The organism is Lacticaseibacillus sp. 30, assembly GCF_053819265.1.
Genome location: NZ_JBSOQX010000009.1, coordinates 91636 through 111679, shown reverse-complemented (window position 1 = coordinate 111679; position 20044 = coordinate 91636). Strand labels below are relative to the sequence as shown.

General features: G+C 44.6%; 19 protein-coding genes. 12 read left to right on the top strand and 7 right to left on the bottom strand.

Features of this window, described 5'->3' with window-relative positions:
- From ACWPAB_RS07950 to ACWPAB_RS07940, 3 genes are all read right to left on the bottom strand, one after another.
- Window positions 1-590: ABC transporter permease (locus ACWPAB_RS07950; RefSeq protein ID WP_080647108.1), on the bottom strand; the 590-nt coding region annotated here is incomplete at its 3' end.
- 67 nt (window positions 591-657) lie between these two features.
- Window positions 658-2361, bottom strand: coding sequence for an FAD-dependent oxidoreductase (locus tag ACWPAB_RS07945; protein ID WP_003562788.1), 1704 nt, complete (start codon window positions 2359-2361; stop codon window positions 658-660).
- A gap of 90 nt (window positions 2362-2451) precedes the next feature.
- Window positions 2452-3696 (bottom strand): YeeE/YedE family protein, encoded by a 1245-nt coding sequence (locus ACWPAB_RS07940; RefSeq protein WP_225437628.1) that lies wholly within the window; start codon window positions 3694-3696, stop codon window positions 2452-2454.
- 119 nt (window positions 3697-3815) lie between these two features.
- On the opposite strand from ACWPAB_RS07940, the gene ACWPAB_RS07935 reads away from it, so the two are divergent.
- The gene (locus tag ACWPAB_RS07935; RefSeq protein WP_003577364.1) at window positions 3816-4745 is read left to right on the top strand and encodes a LysR family transcriptional regulator; all 930 of its coding nucleotides are present in this window, start codon (window positions 3816-3818) and stop codon (window positions 4743-4745) included.
- Window positions 4746-4927: 182 nt separating this feature from the next.
- Here ACWPAB_RS07935 and ACWPAB_RS07930 read toward each other — a convergent pair whose 3' ends face one another.
- Together ACWPAB_RS07930 and ACWPAB_RS07925 are read right to left on the bottom strand one after the other, a co-directional pair.
- Window positions 4928-5191, bottom strand: a complete 264-nt coding sequence (locus ACWPAB_RS07930; RefSeq protein ID WP_016363233.1) for a bacteriocin immunity protein — start codon at window positions 5189-5191, stop codon at window positions 4928-4930.
- 595 nt (window positions 5192-5786) lie between these two features.
- The gene (locus tag ACWPAB_RS07925) at window positions 5787-6761 is read right to left on the bottom strand and encodes a ring-cleaving dioxygenase (RefSeq protein WP_003577365.1); all 975 of its coding nucleotides are present in this window, start codon (window positions 6759-6761) and stop codon (window positions 5787-5789) included.
- A 192-nt stretch (window positions 6762-6953) separates the two neighbouring features.
- On the opposite strand from ACWPAB_RS07925, the gene ACWPAB_RS07920 reads away from it, so the two are divergent.
- Entirely contained in the window at window positions 6954-7250 is a 297-nt protein-coding gene (locus ACWPAB_RS07920; protein WP_003562796.1) for a hypothetical protein, read from the top strand.
- 254 nt (window positions 7251-7504) lie between these two features.
- Here ACWPAB_RS07920 and ACWPAB_RS07915 read toward each other — a convergent pair whose 3' ends face one another.
- Window positions 7505-8080, bottom strand: coding sequence for a GNAT family N-acetyltransferase (locus ACWPAB_RS07915; protein ID WP_003577367.1), 576 nt, complete (start codon window positions 8078-8080; stop codon window positions 7505-7507).
- 343 nt (window positions 8081-8423) lie between these two features.
- On the opposite strand from ACWPAB_RS07915, the gene ACWPAB_RS07910 reads away from it, so the two are divergent.
- The 8 genes from ACWPAB_RS07910 (at window position 8424) to ACWPAB_RS07875 (ending at window position 16772) form a co-directional block, all read left to right on the top strand.
- A complete protein-coding gene (locus tag ACWPAB_RS07910) occupies window positions 8424-10478 on the top strand; it encodes a WxL domain-containing protein (RefSeq protein ID WP_003577368.1) in 2055 nt (684 codons plus the stop codon).
- A gap of 15 nt (window positions 10479-10493) precedes the next feature.
- Window positions 10494-10853: a hypothetical protein gene (locus ACWPAB_RS07905; RefSeq protein WP_003577369.1), complete on the top strand. Its 360-nt coding sequence runs from the start codon at window positions 10494-10496 to the stop codon at window positions 10851-10853.
- Window positions 10854-10856: 3 nt separating this feature from the next.
- A complete protein-coding gene (locus ACWPAB_RS07900) occupies window positions 10857-11630 on the top strand; it encodes a WxL domain-containing protein (RefSeq protein WP_003577370.1) in 774 nt (257 codons plus the stop codon).
- Between the two features lie 152 nt (window positions 11631-11782).
- The gene (locus tag ACWPAB_RS07895) at window positions 11783-12526 is read left to right on the top strand and encodes a WxL domain-containing protein (protein ID WP_003568704.1); all 744 of its coding nucleotides are present in this window, start codon (window positions 11783-11785) and stop codon (window positions 12524-12526) included.
- A 124-nt stretch (window positions 12527-12650) separates the two neighbouring features.
- The gene (locus ACWPAB_RS07890; protein ID WP_003577376.1) at window positions 12651-13730 is read left to right on the top strand and encodes a DUF916 and DUF3324 domain-containing protein; all 1080 of its coding nucleotides are present in this window, start codon (window positions 12651-12653) and stop codon (window positions 13728-13730) included.
- Between the two features lie 224 nt (window positions 13731-13954).
- Window positions 13955-14188 (top strand): hypothetical protein, encoded by a 234-nt coding sequence (locus ACWPAB_RS07885; RefSeq protein WP_003562813.1) that lies wholly within the window; start codon window positions 13955-13957, stop codon window positions 14186-14188.
- Entirely contained in the window at window positions 14185-15645 is a 1461-nt protein-coding gene (locus ACWPAB_RS07880; RefSeq protein ID WP_003577377.1) for a helix-turn-helix domain-containing protein, read from the top strand. The genes ACWPAB_RS07885 and ACWPAB_RS07880 overlap by 4 nt, the downstream gene beginning before the upstream one ends.
- A 140-nt stretch (window positions 15646-15785) precedes the next feature.
- Window positions 15786-16772, top strand: a complete 987-nt coding sequence (locus tag ACWPAB_RS07875) for a DUF805 domain-containing protein (protein WP_003573063.1) — start codon at window positions 15786-15788, stop codon at window positions 16770-16772.
- A 72-nt stretch (window positions 16773-16844) separates the two neighbouring features.
- Here the strand turns inward: ACWPAB_RS07875 and ACWPAB_RS07870 are convergent, their stop codons facing one another.
- Window positions 16845-17174 carry a hypothetical protein gene (locus ACWPAB_RS07870; protein ID WP_003573065.1) on the bottom strand — a complete coding sequence of 110 codons (330 nt, stop codon included), beginning with the start codon at window positions 17172-17174 and terminating at the stop codon, window positions 16845-16847.
- Window positions 17175-17354: 180 nt separating this feature from the next.
- Between ACWPAB_RS07870 and ACWPAB_RS07865 the strand changes: the two genes are divergently transcribed.
- Window positions 17355-18701, top strand: a complete 1347-nt coding sequence (locus ACWPAB_RS07865; protein WP_003562821.1) for a replication-associated recombination protein A — start codon at window positions 17355-17357, stop codon at window positions 18699-18701.
- A 57-nt stretch (window positions 18702-18758) separates the two neighbouring features.
- The gene (locus ACWPAB_RS07860) at window positions 18759-19949 is read left to right on the top strand and encodes an acetate kinase (protein WP_003583008.1); all 1191 of its coding nucleotides are present in this window, start codon (window positions 18759-18761) and stop codon (window positions 19947-19949) included.
- Window positions 19950-20044: the final 95 nt, after the last annotated feature.

Genomic DNA, 20044 nt, shown 5'->3' with positions numbered 1-20044 from the left:
TACGCCATACCAACTGCAGAGCGTACACCAGTCATGATGGCAGGTAATGAAGCAGGAAAAATGACTCGAAGAAAAATTTGCCAATAATTGGCTCCTAGTGAAGCGGCATTATTGCGATATTCAATATTAATCCCTGACACGGCATCGTATGCAGCTAGATAAATTGGAGGCAGCGCCGATAAAAATAGCAGCAATACTTTTGACGCTTCACCGATTCCTAGCCATAAGATTAATAGTGTATAATATGCCAATGGCGGTATAGGTCGGAGAAACTGAATAATCGGATCGATTAAACTACCGATTGTTGTATTATAAGAACTAAATAATCCCAAAGGAATGCCAACAATAATGGCACTACTGACGGCAACTCCCACTCGTGTCAGTGTGAGCAAATAATGCTGCCAAAAAGGAGTACCGTTATAACCAAATCTAAATAGATTTAACATGGCTATCCATACATCAGTAGGGGCTGGTAATAGAACACTTGACACAAGATGAGAGCTGGTTATACACCACCATAATCCCAAGATGCCTACTACTATGAGCGAACGTCCACTGAGGCTAGATAAATTTTTTCTAGGTGTCATCATGCAACCCCCCAAAGATCAATAAACAAAAATATCTAGACCGTCTAAGCCTAGACATCTAACTTTTCTTCTAAAGTAAGTCAAAGCGGTAATTTGTAACAATTGGTCTACGATTCTGAGTTTGATCTTCGAAATATTCGAATTCACAAAGGTCTAAGAAAGAACCCGCGATATTGTAAATATTGTGGTATCCACGATTACCCAGCGCACGGGCAACGTTGTAACTGCGCTGTCCACTCAGACAATGAATGTAAACGGGACGATCCTTGGGAATTTCCTTGAGATGGTCTCGAAATACGCTCATTGGAATGTTCTTTGCCCCGATGATATGACCTTCCGCGTATTCATCAGGCTCACGGACATCGATGATGGTGGCCCCAGCTTCAACAAGTGACCTAACATCTGTGACCATCACCTGTTTAAACTCATCGTTTAAGATGTTAGTGGCAACTAGTCCTGCCATATTGACAGCATTCTTGGCTGTACTGAAAGTTGGTTGATAGCACAACTCTAATGTTTCTAAATCTTCGACATAATTGTGGTTGGTAATTGCTGTAGCAATAATATCGATTTGCTTATCTACGGAGCTCTCTCCGATTGCTTGTGCCCCTAAAATTTCACCAGATGGATAAGCAAAAATTAGTTTCATATATAGTGGTTTTGCACCTGGAATAAGCGCTACCTTATCTTTGGGAATTACCATTGCGGAACGAAAATCGATTTCTGCATCTTGGCATTGTTGTGCAGTTAGTCCGGTGGAGGCAACGTTCGTATTGAAGACGGGTAAACATTGTGATCCAATGACACCGCGATTACGAATTTGCCGGCCATAAGCGTGGTCTACAGCCTGACGAGCTTGAAGCTGGGCAGGAAAAGCTAGATTTAGTCGAGTCGGTCGGCGTAGAAGGCGACTGTAAACTTCAATTGCGTCGCCCACAGCATAAACATGTGGCAAATTGGTTTGAAATGATTGGTTAACTTGAATACTGCCTGTTTTACCAAGTTTAATGCCACTTTTTCGTGCCAGTGTAGTATCAGCCTTGACACCAATTGCCATGATAACTATGTCACTGGGCAATTCCTGTCCGGAAGCTAGTGTGATGCTGTGTTTTCCGATGGCAGTCAATGTATCGCGGACAATTAGGTTGACCTTGTTATCTAGTATTGTTTTTTGAACCACCTGTGCCATATCTTGATCAATTGTTGCCAAGATGTGATCTGCGCCTTCAACTAAGTTAACGTGATAACCACCCTTCACTAAATTCTCGGCAGTTTCCACACCGATAAAGCCACCACCGATAACTGAGATGTTGGAGATACTGCACTTTTTAAGAACATCGCCTAAGGCTTTTATGTCGTCAACATTACGAATCGTGAAAACATTGGATCCATCAATACCCTTAATTGATTTTGGTAAAATTGGCACTGCACCTGGGGATAAAAACAAATCATCATAGTGATCGATTGCAGTTTCACCGGTTTGCATATTCTTAATTGTCACAGCCCGATTTACAGCATCAATTGAGATAACTTCGTGGTTAACAATGGCATCAATATTATATTGACGCTTGAACTGAACAGGGTCCATTAGCACAATGTCATCGGCATTTGGAATCATACCTGATAGGTGATATGGTAATGCACAATTGGAAAAGGATACATTTGGGCCTTTTTCATACATGATAATTTTTGCTGATTCATCTAGTCTTCGGGCTCGTGCAGCTACTGAAGCACCACCTGCAACACCACCGACAACAATAATTTTTTTACTCATAGGTAATATCCTCCTTAAGGACTTTCTTTGGCATGTACATAGGGCATAAATCAAGCTTTCCTTGGAATAGCTTGATTGCAAAGGCTGCCCCTAAAACAAGGAAAAACATAAAGATATATCCGGCAATGAAAAGTTGGTGATGGAAGAGTAAAGTGCTCCAATATTGCAACCACGCGCCATACGTGAGCCTAGTCCCATGAACGCACCACCGAATGCATAGCCGCTAAAGTCTGCCCAAGTCATTTTGAGATTGGCTTTAAACCGACCTGCCATTAAGAATGCAATTAATGCTCCCAACACAATGCCAATGTTACGAATTGTTCCGCCATCCATAAGTAGTGGACCGCTCATAGCTTTTGCTGTTTCATCGAAAGCTGGCGAGTGGAACTGCATGCCAAATAATTGGAAAATTTTTTGATCAAGAGTGACGAAGGGAGTTGTAACACCCCAAGCTTTGTTTGTGGTAATCATGATGAAACTTGCGACAAGGGTAATGCCGATGCCACCAGTCAAAAAAGACCATCGTTCGATAAATAATTTATGGTAAGTTGTCCAAGACCACCATTTGAAGTGGTGTTTTTCATCAAGTGGTATTGGCTTTTCATAGTCTGCCCAGTCTGACTTTGGACTTAGCCAAGCTCCAGCTGCCTTTTTTTTATTTTCATAATATTTCGTTATGAGGTAAAGGACAAAGAGAATCGCTATTGTCAGTAAAAGTGCTCCCCAGTAACCAATGTATTGTGGTAGCCAAACATTAACTCCGATTTTGCCAATAGTTGTATTATCAAGAATATATCCAAAATATTGGCCGGGTGCAGCGAATAGAACAAAAAAAGGAAAAGCAATCCAAGCGTGGCCTTCGCCTTCACCGAAGTCGGATAGCGTTCCAGAAGCACAACCGCCAGCCATAATCATACCCATGCCGAAAAGGAAAGCACCAATGATGACTGAAATATTTCCAATTCGAACATTTTGCGTGCCAGGGATTAAAGCTTGTTTGGCACTGGTAATTTCCCATGCTGGTATAGCACCATTACTTGCTGCGAACCATTGGATACCAAAATTAATGAGTGCGGTTGTTGCCAGCATAACCAGCAACGCAATTGTTAGACTTCCTTCTCCTCGATAAAAGATTCGCTTGACACCTCCAGCAAAACCATATCGTGAGCGAGTCAGAGTATAACCAATCATTAACCCAGCAACCAGAGCCATTGGTAGTGATCCCGCTTTTTGATTTAATGTAATTGCCCAAACAATTGTTAATATAAGCACAATAAAGCCAACAATTGGTTGTCTCTTATCTAGACCATAACGATCAAATCCCATTGATATCATGAACACCCCTCCATTTCTGTTTACAAGTGAACTGTATAATATTTCACAAAATAATTGAAATACTTATTCAATTCCACTAGTATAACTTGTAGGGTATAGCGCTTTTTTGGGGGGTAGCCATGGTGAAAGATACAACACAACTTTTGACCTATTTGCGTACTATTATTTCTGCCGGTAGTGTGACGGCTGCGGCTAAGCGATTATATATCTCACAACCGTATCTTAGTCGATTTGTCACCGAAAACGAACGCCAGTTAGGATATCATTTGCTAGATCGTAGTAGGAGACCGATCGCGTTAACCTCAATGGGAGTCCAATATGTTCGCGCCTTAGAACAATTAAATAATCAGTACAATAAATTAATGCACGATCTTGAAAAGATGGCAGATGTGACTCATTTACGACTTGGGATCAATCAGTCGATGTCAACAAATGTTGCACCGCCACTACTCTATCGGTACCATCAAGTTCATTCGGAAAGTCAAATAGCATTTACCGAAGGAATTTCCAGTGAATTAGGAGATTTATTGTTAACTGGGCGAATTGATGCTCAGTTAAGGCTATTGCCAATATTTTCGAATGAGATTATGTATCATGCTATTTGCGAATTGCCAGTCTATTTATTGGTCAATGATAGTTCGCCACTTTTTACTTCAGGACGCCGAGAAATTCTGACATTACCAGTTAAGGCACCTCAGTTTCGTCAAGTTGATTACATTACATTAGATTCAGGATCGGGTTTTATGAGGCAACTAGATGTTTTCTTTGATGAACAGAGAATTCGACCAAAGACCATTTTTAATGTCCGTTTCATTCAAACAGCTGCAAATTTGGCCTATCATGGACTAGGATGTACTTTTGTACCACAATATTGTTTACATCGCCATTTCGATGCAACAAGATGCAATATCATCAAAGTACCTTTAAATCAACTCTCGGTTAAGGTTGTGATGGCATATCGCCGTGACTCAGGTATGGGAGACAAAGTTAAACAATTGATTGATGAGACCGAATTAAGTAAGCTGCTTCAAGATCTTTATCAAGATTGAGTATGCTAAATCTTGATAGGTTTCCTTTTTCAATGATGTTATATTTTTAACAAGCAATGAAGAATCCACTTAACGCCAGCGGATCAGGTTTTTACTTCTTCTTTCTAGCAGCGAGAACAAGTAAGACTGAATATGTTACTACTTTAAAAAAACACTCTGTAATGGGGCATACCAATATTTAGTCAGAATATGATGTTTCCTCTACTTCCCATCCCCAAGTACTGAGCCGCAATTTCAGTGAGAAAATCTACAACCTTTGGAGACGGTTTTTGTCCAATAGCTAAGGGTTGCAGTCCTGTTCTAATTTCGAAGGCGATTCCTTCCTCGTTATCACCCTTTTGTCGTCGAGTTTCAGCGTGTTTCAAGATTTCTAGTTCAGATCCAGTTGTAGTAGGATCTGCGATGAGTTCTGGAAGTTGACTTAAAATTGATTTTTTGCTTTTCATTTTGACAATTTCTTTCTCGTCATTGCACGAAAAAACCGTTCGAGAGTTTCAGGGTGTTTATTTATGGTGAAAGACTTATGCTCTTTGGTTAACACTTCATAAAAACTATTAAACTTCAAAGGCGTTCCGATAATTGCTCTATTTTACTATCAGCATTGATGTGAAATCAATTATCTCATCTTTTCTTTGGCTTTCTATCCCACGTCATATGATGGTCTCTGTTTTTACTTTAAGCTTAAGAATAAAAGACATTTTCACCATGGTCACTCTAAAGCTATTTCTTATCTAACGCGTCCTTACAAGTTAGGTTGACTCTGGAGCTGTCAAATCATTCCTTCCTTATCGAGAACAGAAGAAATCAAATGTCATTGATTAACCCGGTTTTTGGCGACAGCAAGCAGTAGCTTCATGACAGTAAACCAATATGCTTATACACAACGGTTGACGCGAAGTAAAAAAGATCCTGTCAGAAATTATTCAAGTTCTGACAGGATCTTAGCAGGTAAGGCTTATTTACAAGATATTGTGGACCCCAAGGTTTTTAAAAACTGAGCCGTCAATTCAGCCACCGAACTAGAACACTCGGACTAAATAACTATGCCTTCCCCGCCGTCTGCGGTTCCGTGTTAAATGGCACCAAATTCCGTTCGATTGCCTCGCGCTGATCTTCCAAGAATGGTGGTAATTCGAGGTGAACACCGGCTTCTTCGTAGGTTTCATCTAGTAGGAAGCCTGGACCATCTGTCGCAATTTCAAACAGAATGTCTGGAATTGGTCGGAAGTATTCGGAGGCGAAGTAGAAGCGATCAACGAAGCCTGATGAGTTTAAACCAGCAGCACCGATTTTTTCGATCCAATGCTGGAGGCTGTCGCGATCATCGGTGCGGAAAGCAAGGTGATGAACGCCGCCGAAGCCTTGATAAGCGGCTGGAATCAACCGTTGATAGTCGATAATGACTTGCGCACCGTGGCCGCCGTCATTGAGTTCAAGCAAGGTATATTGACCTTCCTTGGCGATTTGCTTGAAGCCAAGCAGATCGGTCATAACACCGACAAGTTCGTCGTAGTGGTCGGTGGTGATGTACTCTGGGCCGAGGCCGCCGATCGAAAACTGCGGATCAACGGTTGAATGGCGCCAAGGCGTGCCCGCGGGAACACCATGGTTATGCTCGTCACTGATGAGTTGGTACTGTTGACCGTCAAAATCATGGAAGCGGAGGATCTTGGCGCCGAATAACTCGTCAATCGCATCGTGATGCACCCGATACGTGTCGAAGCGATCGATCCAATAGGTCAGCGCGGCATCAGACGGAACGCGGAAGCTGGTACGCGCGATTTCATTATTACCATGCTGAGCTTTTTGAATCCCCGGAAAGTCGAAAAAGGTGATGTCTGTCCCAGCAGTGCCCATATCATCGGTGAAATACAGGTGATAGGTTCGCACATCGTCCTGATTGACAGTCTTCTTGATAAGATGCAGGCCCAAAATACCGCTCATAAAATGAAAAATCCTTGGTGAACTTGAGGTGATGGCGGTCAAGTGATGCAATCCAGTGAGTTGATTAGCCATGGTCAGTGCTCCTTTTACTTACATTTAGTAAGCAAAAGGTACCACGTCTCTTGTGAAAAGACAAGGGTTGCGTTTTCGTTAAAGTGCTTAAGGTCTTTTCAAAATTCTTGGCTCTGAGGCTAATGATCCTGGCAGGCGTGGTATGCTCTCGACATTGAAGATTTGTCAGACCAAAAGGAGCGCGTGCCAGCGATGTTTAATTTTTTGGATAATCCTGCAGAGTACAAACGATTGATGAAGATGGAGATTTTGGTAGCCGTCATGGCAATTGTGGCTAGTGTGGTCATGTTTCGATTGAGTGTCATGACTGGTGCTTTGTTCGCGGCCATTGCCGGGGCTTTCTTCATCATGGATGCGATTGTTGAAGGCTTGCGATTACTTGGTGCGTCACATGGTTTTAGCCGCTTGATGGGCACCTTAATTGCGATTCCGGCGTTGGCGGGGTATTTGCTCGTGATGATGACCTTGTTTCCGGCGCCAATGGTCTAACGATAGGCGCGTGCCAAGACTGGGTGTCAGTCGGCAGCCAAGTATGTTGAGCAAATGAGCATTAAAACAACGAAAAAGATCTTTGTACGGACGCGTGTGGCGTTCTGTACAAAGATCTTTTTTTGAGCGCGAGCAGGCGTGTTTGGAAGTCGGAACATAGGGGACTTGAAGCCAAATGACCCAGGCTTGGTCAATTAGCTTCAAGGACATCACCTGTAGGTTTCTGCAATGGCGAGCGCGTTATGGTGCGTTGATTAAAAATGAAAGGCGTCATTATCGGCAACAGCATCAGCCGTCAATTCAAAGCGCGCCAGTGGAACTTTGGTGCCATCCGGTAAAGTGCGGTCGTGGTGATAATCACCGACCTGTGTGAAGACGTTGGCGGCTAACAATTTCGCTGCTCGTTCGTTGGTGGCTGGCAAAATGACATAAACCCGTTTGAGACCTAATTCAAAGAAGGCAAAGCCAAGCATCCGTTTGAGGACTTCACTCATAACGCCTTCACCTTGACGCTCGGCCAAGGTTTCGAAGCGTACTTGGGCAACGGTTTTCTTTTCACTGAAGTTCCAAATACAGAAACTGCCAAGAAAATCACCATTGGCACGATCCTTGATCCCGTATAACAAGGCGTTGTTACTCATGACGAGGCGCATGGAACGATTGATGTAGCGGGCCGTGTCGGTGATTTCTTGATCGAATTCACGGCCTGATTCTGCGGCAATTTGCCGATCGGCGCGCAACTGGAAAATATCCTTGATTTTAAATGTCGTCAACCAGTCCATGGTGTAATGCACGGACATGATTGGATGGTACTTCTCAAAACTTTGCATGTTATAGCCTCCGTGATGGTGATGACGTTAGCTTACCATAGATTGCGCAACATGCGTGCTTTGAGCCTAATGGCGAACAATCCGTTGACGCTGCGATTATTAAAAAACGCTGATTTCATTTTTGAGATATCAGACCATCTGTCAAGACACGATGCCCTTAGTGGTTATTGATGGTCATTTGAGAAGTGGCCAAAAAGTGATTGTGTGAGGATTTACACAAATCATTTTTTATTTTTTCATGATTCAAATAAAAAGAAAAAATGACAGAATATAGAACTCGCTTATATAATCAATAACATTGAGAAGGGGGAGTGATACGAATGAAGCAGCTTTTTTTTGGCTTTTGTCTGGGTTGATGTTGTTACAGCCGCTTGTCTCAAGCGCGAGCACGCAACTTGCTAAATCGCTCATGCCAAGCGAGTCTTCAACCTCAGCGACTGACAGTTTAGTGTCTGGCGCTGAAAGTATCCTTGATTCAAGTAAGACGTCTCAGCCTAGTACCAGTCAGCAGAAAACGACACAGGCGACCGCATCAAGTGCCAAAGCATCTGCCAGTGTCGAAAAACCGACGCAAGCCAAAGAATCGTCGGCAAGTTCTTCAAAAGAAGCTGCTGCATCTGCTAGTGTCGCAGTATCAGCGGCCAAACCAGAACCGCCAACTGCGGCCAGATCAAAAAGATCAATTGAAGATAGTCGGTTGCGATCTGGTGCAGCGCCAGTGTTTGATCAAGATCATCCATGCCCGGTGAAAACAACCGCCGAGTTAAAAGAAGCGATTGAGAAAGGGATTCCTTATGTGCGATTAACGGCTGACATCAATATTGGCCGCGAAGCGATTCCCGTGAAAAACTCAGTCACGATCGATGGTGATCACAAGTATACGTACATGTACAACAGTGGCGAAAACTGGCATCGCGGCATCTACTTTAACGCCAGTAACATTAGCATCACCTTTAAGAACTTGAAAATCGGTGATCGTAATGTCGCTGAATCAGCCAATAACTACTATGGGATCGCACCAGCCGACAATCACACTGAAAACAGCAAGATCATCGTTGAAAATGTTGATTACTATTCTGATCGCGGCGCTCAACCATTCCATATCCGCAAGCCAAGCAACCAGATCGTTTTCAAAGGTAAGAATACATTTTATACGATGAAAAAAGGCGCGTTAGTTCAGGAATTTGCTGAAGCAACGAATTACCTTTTTGAAGAAGATTCAGATACCACGATTGAAATGGCAGACAATCCGCTGCTCGGAACATTCTGGGCATCAGCCGGATCGCTGAACTTGGAATTGAAAAAGCGCGCTCGTCTGAAAGTTGTGAGCAGTAATGCCTTGGTTTACACCGATGGGCTCGCTCATCACAACAATCGCATCACAATTGGTGAAGATGCCGTTCTGGATGCTTACCTGACGGACAAAAATGACGGTGCCCTCATGTATCACCATGACGATTTAGTGGTAGATGTCCAAAAGAATGGGCAGTTGTTGATCCAAACAACCAAAGCCACGCCATTTACGAAAGCATCAAGCATCAATCTTGGACCCGGCGCCAAGGCGGACTTAAAAAACCTTCGCGGTGATTTCTTCCACTCAGGAGATGGCACGATCAAGATTGACAATGCCGACGAGTTATCGTTCGGGTCTGGTGATCACGGTACTAAAAGTCCCACTGGTTTAACGGCAGGAAAGTCCGCGAATCTGATTTTTGCCCCGTTCAGTGCCGAGACAAAAGGTTATGACATTTATGCCGATAATCAGTTGTTAGAAACCCAATCAGATGATTCCGATTGGCAACTGAATGGCAAGAAAGTTGAACGTACGCCAACCAAGTTAGACAAATCGGCGGCGAATCGCATTCAAAAGAGCACAGCCTTGAGGTTTACCCGCAATGGCTCACCATTTAAAGCAACGGCTCCAGATGTGAAGCCGCCGGATCAACCGAAGCCAGATGAGAAAGACAAACAGTCGGGCGCATTAAAACTGGTGGAAGTGCCTGACTTTGATTTTGGCACCTTGCTCATTAGCAGTGAGACTCAGGTTGTGCGACCGCAGATTCGTGGGAAATTGTTAATTGAGGACAGTCGAAAGATTGCCAAAAAACAGTCTCGGCTATCGATGAAAGTGATTCAACCATTCAAAAATGGTGAGATCGATGTGACTGGCAACATGAGTTATATCAGTCAAACAGGGCAGGAACAGGTTCTGTCTGACCAGAGCATCTTAGTTGAAGAAACAGCTGATGTCGATCAACGCGATGTTAGCAGTGAGTGGAATCAAACGATTGACAGCAGTGCCCGTGGGTTTAAGTTGACGATTCCAGTTGAGAAACAAAAACTGGGCACTTTCTCGGGAAAAGTAGAATGGTCGCTACAAGATGTGCCGGCTAATTAAGGAGGACAGAATGAAATGAAAAAAATGATTTTACTGACTGTCCTCTTATTGGGCTTCGCCTGCAACCCGTTTTCACAGGTTGATGCAGCCGAAGCAGGGGATGGCTATACCTCAGGCGCTGAAGTTGGCTTTTACGAATCACCGTCATCCGCTAGTACTGACAGTCAGGCTAAAAAAGCAGGGACAGGGCAAACTGATGGCGCGAAAGACAGGTCTGATGCGCAAACAACGAATGCGGATCAGTTCGGCTTCATGCCACGGCTTGGTACAACGCAAGCTTGGCTTTGCAGCATGGCTGGCTTGTTGACGATACTCATTATCACATTGCTTTTGATTCTCAAACGAAATGGAAAAGACAAGGAAGAGGAAAATTAAAAAATGAAAAAAAGTTATCTAGTGGCATCACTGGCAGGGTTAACCCTGATTGGTCTCAGCAGCATGCCAGTCTCAATGGTTGGGGCAACGACTGAAGTTGTATCAGACGGTCAGGTGATGTTTAAAACCGATGTCACCCGGACACCAGCAAAGAATCCGCTTGATCCAGGCGACACCAAGCCAGGTAAGCCGACTAATCCGACCAACCCAACTGGCACGGCAACCAATGGTACCACCGGACCACTATCCTTGGACTATGCTTCCAGTTTTACTTTTGGCGAAGCAATGATTAGCGCAGACGATGCTAAGTACTATGCGAAGCCGCAAGTTTTCTCACAGGATGACGGCAAGACCGTGGATCGTCCTAACTTTGTTCAGGTGACCGACAAGCGCGGGACGTTTGAAGGTTGGACATTGAAAGTGAAGCAAGAAAAACAATTTTCAGTTAAAGATGATGACACTAAGGAATTAACCGGTGCTCAGTTGAAGTTCTTGAATGGAAATGTGACATCAACAATTGATCAGCAGTACGCGCCGACTGGTCAAAAGGAAATCACGCTTGTGCCAGGCAGTGCTGAGGTCGCACCGCTTGCGGCTGCTAAAGATCAGGGCATGGGCACTTGGATTTATCGATTCGGGGATGAACAGACGATGGCCAAGTCAATTGAGTTGGCGGTGCCTGGAACTTCGCCGAAGATGGCCAAGGAATATGTCACCGAATTGACCTGGACGTTAGAATCAACGCCAACCAACACAACACCGTCACCAAAAAGCTAAAGAGCCACGTGGAACAGTGATTCGGGGGGGACTTAGCACCAAAGCAGCAAACCGACAAAGATCATTAGCCTCGCATAGCGTCATCACTGACAACAAAGATTGCTGGCACCTGACAAAGATGCACGATGAAAACTAAAAAATGGAGTGTTATGATGAAAAAATTTGTTTTATTAGCAGCCGCTGCAGCCATGGGTACCATGGCCGTCAATGCCACGACCGTACTCGCTGCCCAAACTAATGGTGGTGTGTACAGCACGAACGGTTCAATTGAATTTAAGCCAACAGAAAAAGTGACAAAACCAGTCGATCCGCTTGATCCAACTAAAACGGCCACCCCAATTGATGCGGAGGATCCGAAGAAGGTTGTTCAACCAGGGACACAAGGCCCATTGTCGATTGATTTTGCTTCCAGCTTCAATTTTGGCAAGCAAGAAATCACTTCTGAAACCAAGACTTACTTTGCAGCAGCACAAAAATATCAAGATGCTGCAGGTACGGAAAAAGTGGGACCCAACTTTGTTCAGGTCACCGATAATCGCGGCACCGAAGCCGGTTGGAAATTAGTTGTGAAGCAAAATGACCAACTCACGTCCGTTAGCGGGAAAGAATTAACTGGTGCACAAATTCGGCTTAAGAATGGGCATGTGGTCACCGCCTCCACCGCAGCACACCCTGATGGTACAGCCGAGATGACCTTGGTCCCAGGCGCAGAGCAAACGGTGATGAACGCTAAAACCGGGTCAGGTACTGGCACGCACCTATTGAACTGGGGCAAAGATGCCGATGATGCGGCACGCAGCGTTGAATTGACCGTCCCAGGCGCCACGACGAAATACGCTGAAAAGTATGCGACAACATTCACCTGGACTTTAACGGATACACCAGATAACAAGTAAGCTCATGATTCTCCGAAAATGTTGGACGCAATTGGTTTCCGTTAGCGCACATACATTTTCTAGCATCTAGTTCCAACTTGAATAGACATGACCGATCACATCTTAAAAGACAAGGAGATCCTTTGTGAAAAAAGCAATTTTCTGTATAGCGGCGTTTGTTGCCATGTTGATGACCCCTGCAGCCCATGTTTTTGCCTCAGAATTGAACTTTGCGGCCAAGGCCCAGATGCCAGACAATCAGGTCAATAAAGGTGTTAGCTATTTTGACATCAAAATGGATCAGGGTGCTAAGCAGGCCCTGCATGTTGACTTGCGAAACGATACAGAAAAAGAGGTGGCTGTGGATGTTGGCATTGCCAGTGCAACGACGAATATTAACGGCGTGGTTGAATACGGTCAAAATGCCATCAAGCCAGCGAAAAGCCTTGCCTTTAACATGAAGGATTATGTCAAAACGCCAGCTCAGGTCAAGATCCCCGCTAAAGGCAGCACGGTTTTAAATCTTGATGTGACCATGCCAAGCAAACCACTCCATGGCGTGATGGCAGGCGGCATTACCTTGAAGGAACATCAGCCAGGTGATCAAGCTGCAAAAGATGCAGGTAAAGGGGTTGCCATCAACAATCGCTTCTCCTACGTGATTGGCTTATTGATGCAACAAAGCACTGATCAGGTAGCGGCTCATGTGAAATTGAATGATGTTAAGCCGAGTCAGATCAATTACCGCAATGTGATCTTGGCATCCATGGAAAACGATGCCGCGACGTTCGTCAACAAAGTGGCGGTTGATGCCAAAATTACGGCTAAAGGTTCGGATAAATCTGTCTATCAAGTGGCTAAAGAAGGCTTGCAAATGGCGCCGGACACGACCTTCGATTTTCCAATTGCGTTAGAAGGCAAGACGCTTAAGCCAGGTACGTATGTTGCTCATCTTGAGGTGTATGGCAATCAGCAGGCAGATGGCGGGATGACTCGTAAAACAGCTGATGGCAAACAGCATTACCATGATCACTGGACGCTGACAAAGCAATTCACGATTACCGATAAAGTGGCCAAAAATCTGAATCAAAAAGATGTCTCGATTAAAAAAGATAATAGCTGGCAATTGTATGCACTCATTGCTGTTGTCGCTGTACTGATCATGATTGTGGCGCTTCTACTCGTCATTGTTTTCAAACGAAAGAAGAAGGAGCAAGCGTCCTGATCAAGGATGAATAAGAATAATGGTACAATATTCGTAAGTATTCAGTGATTAAATTAGTCGATAAAACTAATGGACAGGGCTGCGAATGAATCAATGGCAACATTGAGACGTTGGCGAATTGGAACAGTCTTCTTGAAACGGTATCTTGTGTCGAACCTAGGTCCGCATGGGATGCACCAACATTGTCGTGACACTAGATTGACTAAGAAGGAATATGAGAATTCGTGAAGGACACTGAAGCGGAAGAAAAAGCAGCCCAACAAAATTTGCACATTTGGTTATCGGACATGTTTACTGCCGATGACCAAAGTGTGCGAATTTTTGATGTGGACAGGTACAAACAAAGTGGGAAAACAACGCAACAACAAGCATATTTGGCCAATATTGCTTACCGTTTTGCTGGGAAAACATTGCTGGCACGTACAGGTACGATCTCAAAAACAAGGTGGATTTTGTGAAATTACTTGAACTGATGGAAAAGAACGATCAAAAGAAACTTCAGTTACTGTATTATCTTGATCAGCATCCGAATCGCAAATTGAAGAACAGCGAGTTGCAAGATAAATTGCAGATTTCATATTATCTTTTTAAACGCCAGACCAAAGAGATTGCTGAAGATATTGCAGCATTCGACTTGAGTGATTTTTTTGCGATCGAAGTGACGAACACTACCGTTATCTTGCATGAATATCACAATACGAATGCATCGGTTTTTTTGGAACATTATCTAAAGCAGTCACTTCAAATTAAGATCTTGATGACGCTGATGCACGAACCACCAGCATTTAATCTGACCGAGTTTGCTGAGGAACACTTTGGTAGTTATGCCTTTATGTACAAACGGTATACGGCTCTGCGGGATACGCTCAAAAGTTGGGGCATTGTGCTGAGTAATGATGGCAAGCTGACCGGTGATGAATTGGCGATTAGACTGCTTCTGACGAAAATCATGGTGGTTGCGCATATTGATGAAACCGGGTTTGATGACAATGTTTGCAGTACGCTGCATGAGCTGTTGCAGTTGCTGAAGATGACAGAAGCAACGCCGTCAATGAGTCAGCTCATTGAGACTAAAGCGTATTTTTTGATCAGTTTGGTTAGATTCCAGCAAGGGCATGTCATTGCCACATCACCGGAAATTGTTGATTTGGTGCGCAATATTCGCGAGCGCACGCTGGAAACCAGAAAACGGGTTATTGCGATTTATCAGGCGCATTTTACCGCAAGCGACCAGACGATTGACAGCGAGTGCGATTATTTTGGGACGTTCCTTGCCATTATTGGCATTATTACGTCGGAGGAGATCGTTTTTCCCGATACAATCAAACAGCACGGCCGGGCTTTCATTCAAGGGTTTGAAGCCAATTTTGATGTACAGTTGACATTGTCTGAGAAGGCCAATATCGAATACGTTGTCAACAAGTGTTTGATTGATGTGCTGGCCTTGCCGTTTAGGAGTGAATTCTTTGATGATCATATTGAAGTCAGTTACTTCTTTAGAATGTATCCCGAATTCTTTGACTATTGTCAGCAATTTGTCCAGACACGGTCGGTTAAGTTGGATAGGAATCAGTCGAAGTTTATGTTTTACCATTGTTTGTTGACCTTGGCAGCCAATGTGCCTTTGAACAAGGTTCTGGAGCCACTTTATGTCTGTGTTGATTTCACGCTGGGCAAGGAGTACAACACCATTATTGAACGCGACATCAAGTACTTTTCAACATTGAATGTCAAGGTGACCAACGAAGTCCGGCCAGAAACTAAATTGATTATCACGGATTTGGTCAATGCTTATCATGATACGGACATTTCAAAAGTCATCTGGCTGTCACCGCCGCGACCAGAAGATTGGGAGAATGTCATTGAAGAACTGCTGGATTTGCGGCTAGCCGATCGCACGGTGAAAAAGGCATGATGAGAGCAGTGTGATCAACCTGTTCAGTGGCATGCCGAAGCCAGTGCATAAAATTCTTAAGTTTATGAAGGTTATAAAGTTTTGGTGAGATGACCGCAAATGGTATACTCGCCTTAACAAATACTTGGAGGCGAGGCACGATGAAAAGAGAAAACGATTTTGGGCCGGCTATTAAGGACTTTTTCTTTCGGGCCGGTGACTTTAAGGGTGTTAGTTCACGACCACAGTATTGGTGGCTTTTCCTTGCCCAATTTTTATTAGGGTTGGCTGCTGGTGTTCTGTTCGGCATTGCGATTCCATTTTCTCTCATGGATAGTCATTCGTTAGGCAGCAATATCATGTTCACGCTGACAACGTTGGCATTTTCAATCTTTGGGTATCTTGGCTATCCACAATTGAGCTTAACGATTCGCCGTTATCGTGACGCCAAAGTTAGTCCGTGGTGGTATCTGGGTATTATTATCATTAGTTTTATTGGCCCGTTACTAGCGGTTAACGGCATGGGTTGGTGGTTGGCATTGCTGTTTCCTTTAATTGGCGGCATTGCTAACTTGGTCATTCTATTGTTGCCGAGTCGAGAACAGAAAGTTGTTCCGTTTCCGGCTCAACCTAACACGCGCGGTACGATTGGTGTTGGTTTTGGTACAGCGGTTAAGGACTTCTTTATCCGCGGTGGTGACTTTACTGGTGAATCCAGTCGCAGCCAATATTGGTGGAGCATTCTGTTTAGCGTGATTATCATTATCCCTACTTTTTTGTTTATGCTCTTCTCAATTATGTCAATTATTATTGGTGGCGCGGCAGTCAGCGGATTTAATAGCCAAAATGTTGACCATCTTGTGAATTCGCTTGGGACTGGTGCAATCATCATCGTTTTCATTCTTTTCGCCATCATTTACGCGTGGTCAATGTTAGCTCTGCCAGCGTTGACAGTTGGTTGGCGGCGATTCAAAGATGCAGGCGTTAGTCCATGGTGGTTGATTGCTTTCAACGTCGTATCAGCATTTCTATCAACTCTTGATCGAAATGCGGGTAATGTGCCGTTAAGCTTAATTGCGTTACTCCTCATCATCGTTCAGATTGTCATTCTTGCTCTGCCAACCAAGTTTCGTGACGACGAGGCATAAGCACCACTCAAGGTATTAAAAAATGCAGCCGCGGCTGCATTTTTTAATGAAGTAAAGGTCTCCTAACGTTGGCTAATAGATACCCTTTTCATCCTCATCTACTAGCGGATCATTGAAGTTTTTGTGGAAGTAGGTGCTGTCAATGATCTTGAATTTGCCATTGGTGAAGCGAGCGATGATCTCACCGTATTGTACAATCAATTGCTCCGTGTTGGGGATGTCAATTTTGAGACGGCCAATCGGGGTTTTGGTGAGGTATTGGTAATTTGCGCCAAAGAAGCCTTTCAAGTCGTCAGTGCTGGTTTCTTGTGAGTAAGGTAAGAAGTGGGTCATTTTTGCAGTTGAAAAAGCTGCAAATTCACCTTTTGGAAATCCTTGTAGTGATGAAGGCATTTGTGTCATGGTGTGATTCCTCCTGATTAAAGTGCTTTGCTACTGTGGCCAAAACGCGTGATTCAGCAGCGCTGTTTGGTTATTAATTTACTTATCATGATGGTAACACAATAATAGAACAATTGAATGTTTGCGCCGCGGCCTGAAAACGCTTAATATTAAGTCTGGACGTTGATCGGAGGTGAGCATATGGATCAAAGTCTATTTCAAAATGGTAACTTCCAACCTTTGGCGAGTCGTATGCGGCCACAGACGCTTGATGAGTTTGTCGGCCAAACGCATTTGCTAGGGAAGGATAAGGTGCTCAGCAATCTTATCGAACATGACGAGATTAGTTCCATGATTTTCTGGGGTCCGCCTGGTGTCGGTAAAACAACATTGGCGCGGATCATTGCTCGGCGAACGAAGGCACAGTTTGTGACATTTTCAGCAGTCACCAGCGGGATTAAAGAAATCAAGCAGGTGATGAAAGAGGCTGAACAGAATCGCGAGCTGGGTCAGAAAACTATTGTGTTTGTTGATGAAATTCATCGTTTCAACAAGGCGCAGCAGGATGCCTTTCTGCCATATGTCGAACGCGGCAGCATTATCCTGATTGGTGCGACAACCGAGAATCCTTCGTTTGAAGTCAATGCGGCGCTCTTGTCACGGACGCGGGTTTTCGTGTTGCACGGCTTGACCAGTGCTGAATTGGTTGACCTGTTACAGCGAGCGTTAAAAGATCCGCGCGGTTATGGTCTGCAGAAGGTTAAGATCGGCAAAAAGCTCTTAGCCCAGATTGCTGATTTTGCTAACGGGGATGCTCGAATCGCTTTGAACACCTTGGAGATGGCGGTGACAAACGCCGAAACCAAAGGCGGCGTGATAACGGTCACCCAAGCAGATGTGGCCCAGTTGTTGACGAAGAAAGCCTTATTGTATGACAAGAATGGTGAGGAGCACTATAATCTAATATCAGCATTACACAAATCAATGCGCAATTCCGATGTTGATGCGGCCATTTATTGGCTGGCTCGAATGCTGGAAGCAGGGGAAGACCCCTTGTATGTCGCTCGGCGGCTAGTTCGATTTGCGAGCGAAGATATCGGAATGGCCGACTCACGCGCATTGGAGATTACAATTGCTGTTTATCAGGCGTGTCAATTTATTGGGATGCCTGAGTGCACGGTTCATCTCACACATGCAGTCACCTATTTGGCACTTGCACCGAAATCGAATGCACTCTACACAGCGTATGAAGGTGCAAAGAAAGATGCGACCGAAACGCTGGCCGAACCAGTTCCACTTCAGATTCGAAATGGGGTAACGGATTTGATGCAGGATCTGGGTTATGGTAAGGACTATCAATATGCTCACAACACAAAAGATAAACTAACGACCATGCAAACCATGCCGGATAATCTTATCGGCAAAACGTACTATCATCCCACGACTCAAGGCAGCGAAGCCAAGGTCAAGGAACGGCTAGAGCAGATCAAGGCCTGGCATGCGCAACACCCTGACCCCGATTCGCCGAAAACCAAGAAAAAGTCATGATGCTGTGCGATTACGTGTGCGGCAATCCGACTACCCGTTTAGAGGAGGAAAAAAACAATGGCAAAAATTCTCGCAGTCAACGCAGGCAGTTCAACCCTGAAGTGGAAGCTTTTTGATATGCCAGCTGAGGTTCAGCTGGCAGAAGGTTTGGTTGATCGGTTGGGACAGCCGCAATCAAAAGTTAAAATTAAGTATGGTGATGGGCAGAAATATGAAAGCGATACGCCAATTGCTAACTATCAAGAAGCCGTCGCCAGTTTGATGGGTAACATCAAGGCGTTAGGGTTGGTTGAACATCTGCATGAGATTACTGGTGTGGGCCATCGTGTGGTAGCCGGCGGGGAGACTTTTGCCGAATCCGTTGTAGTTGATGATGCTACCTTGTTGCAGATTCAAAACCTGCGTGACTATGCGCCTTTGCATAATCCGGTTGAAGCAGATTACATTGATGTTTTCAAAAAGATGATGCCATGGGCCACGGAAGTCGCAGTGTTTGATACGGCGTTCCACCAAACCATGCAACCTGAGAACTTCCTTTACAGTATTCCCTATGACTATTACAAGAAATATGGTGCTCGCAAATATGGCGCCCACGGGACAAGTGTGCGTTACGTCAGCGCGCGGGCAGCTGAGATGCTTAACAAGCCGTTAGAAGACTTACGGATGATTGTGATGCATTTAGGCTCAGGCTCCAGTGTTACCGCAGTCCAAGGCGGGCAGTCTATTGATACTTCCATGGGCTTTACGCCGTTAGCCGGGGTGACGATGGGGACACGATCCGGGGATATTGACCCATCACTTGTGGCTTATCTCATGAAGAAACTTGATGTCCCTGATGTGGGGCAAATGATTCATATCCTGAACAACGATTCCGGCCTGCTCGGTATTTCCGGCATCAGCAACGACATGCGGGATCTAGAAGCTGACGAAGATACCAAGCCACGCGCCAAACTGGCATTGGATATTTTCGTTAACCGCGTTGTGAAGTACGTGGGTTCGTACGCAGCCTTGATGGACGGCGTGGATGTGCTTGTCTTCACAGCCGGGATCGGCGAAAACGGTGACGAGATTCGCGACAAGATCATGCGTTCACTCGATTACCTCGGGGCTAAAATCGACAATGACATCAACAACAAGTCGCACGGTGTTGAAGCTGATCTCAGCACACCAGATTCAACTGTCAAAACATTGCTCGTGCCGACCAATGAAGAATTAATGATCGTCCGTGATGTCATGGCATTGAGCTAAGCGTTAATGACTTCTCAATTAAAAAACCATCTCTCGACTGAAGGAGAGATGGTTTTTGTGTCTGCATAAGCTTCTGAGGAATGAACGAGCAAACA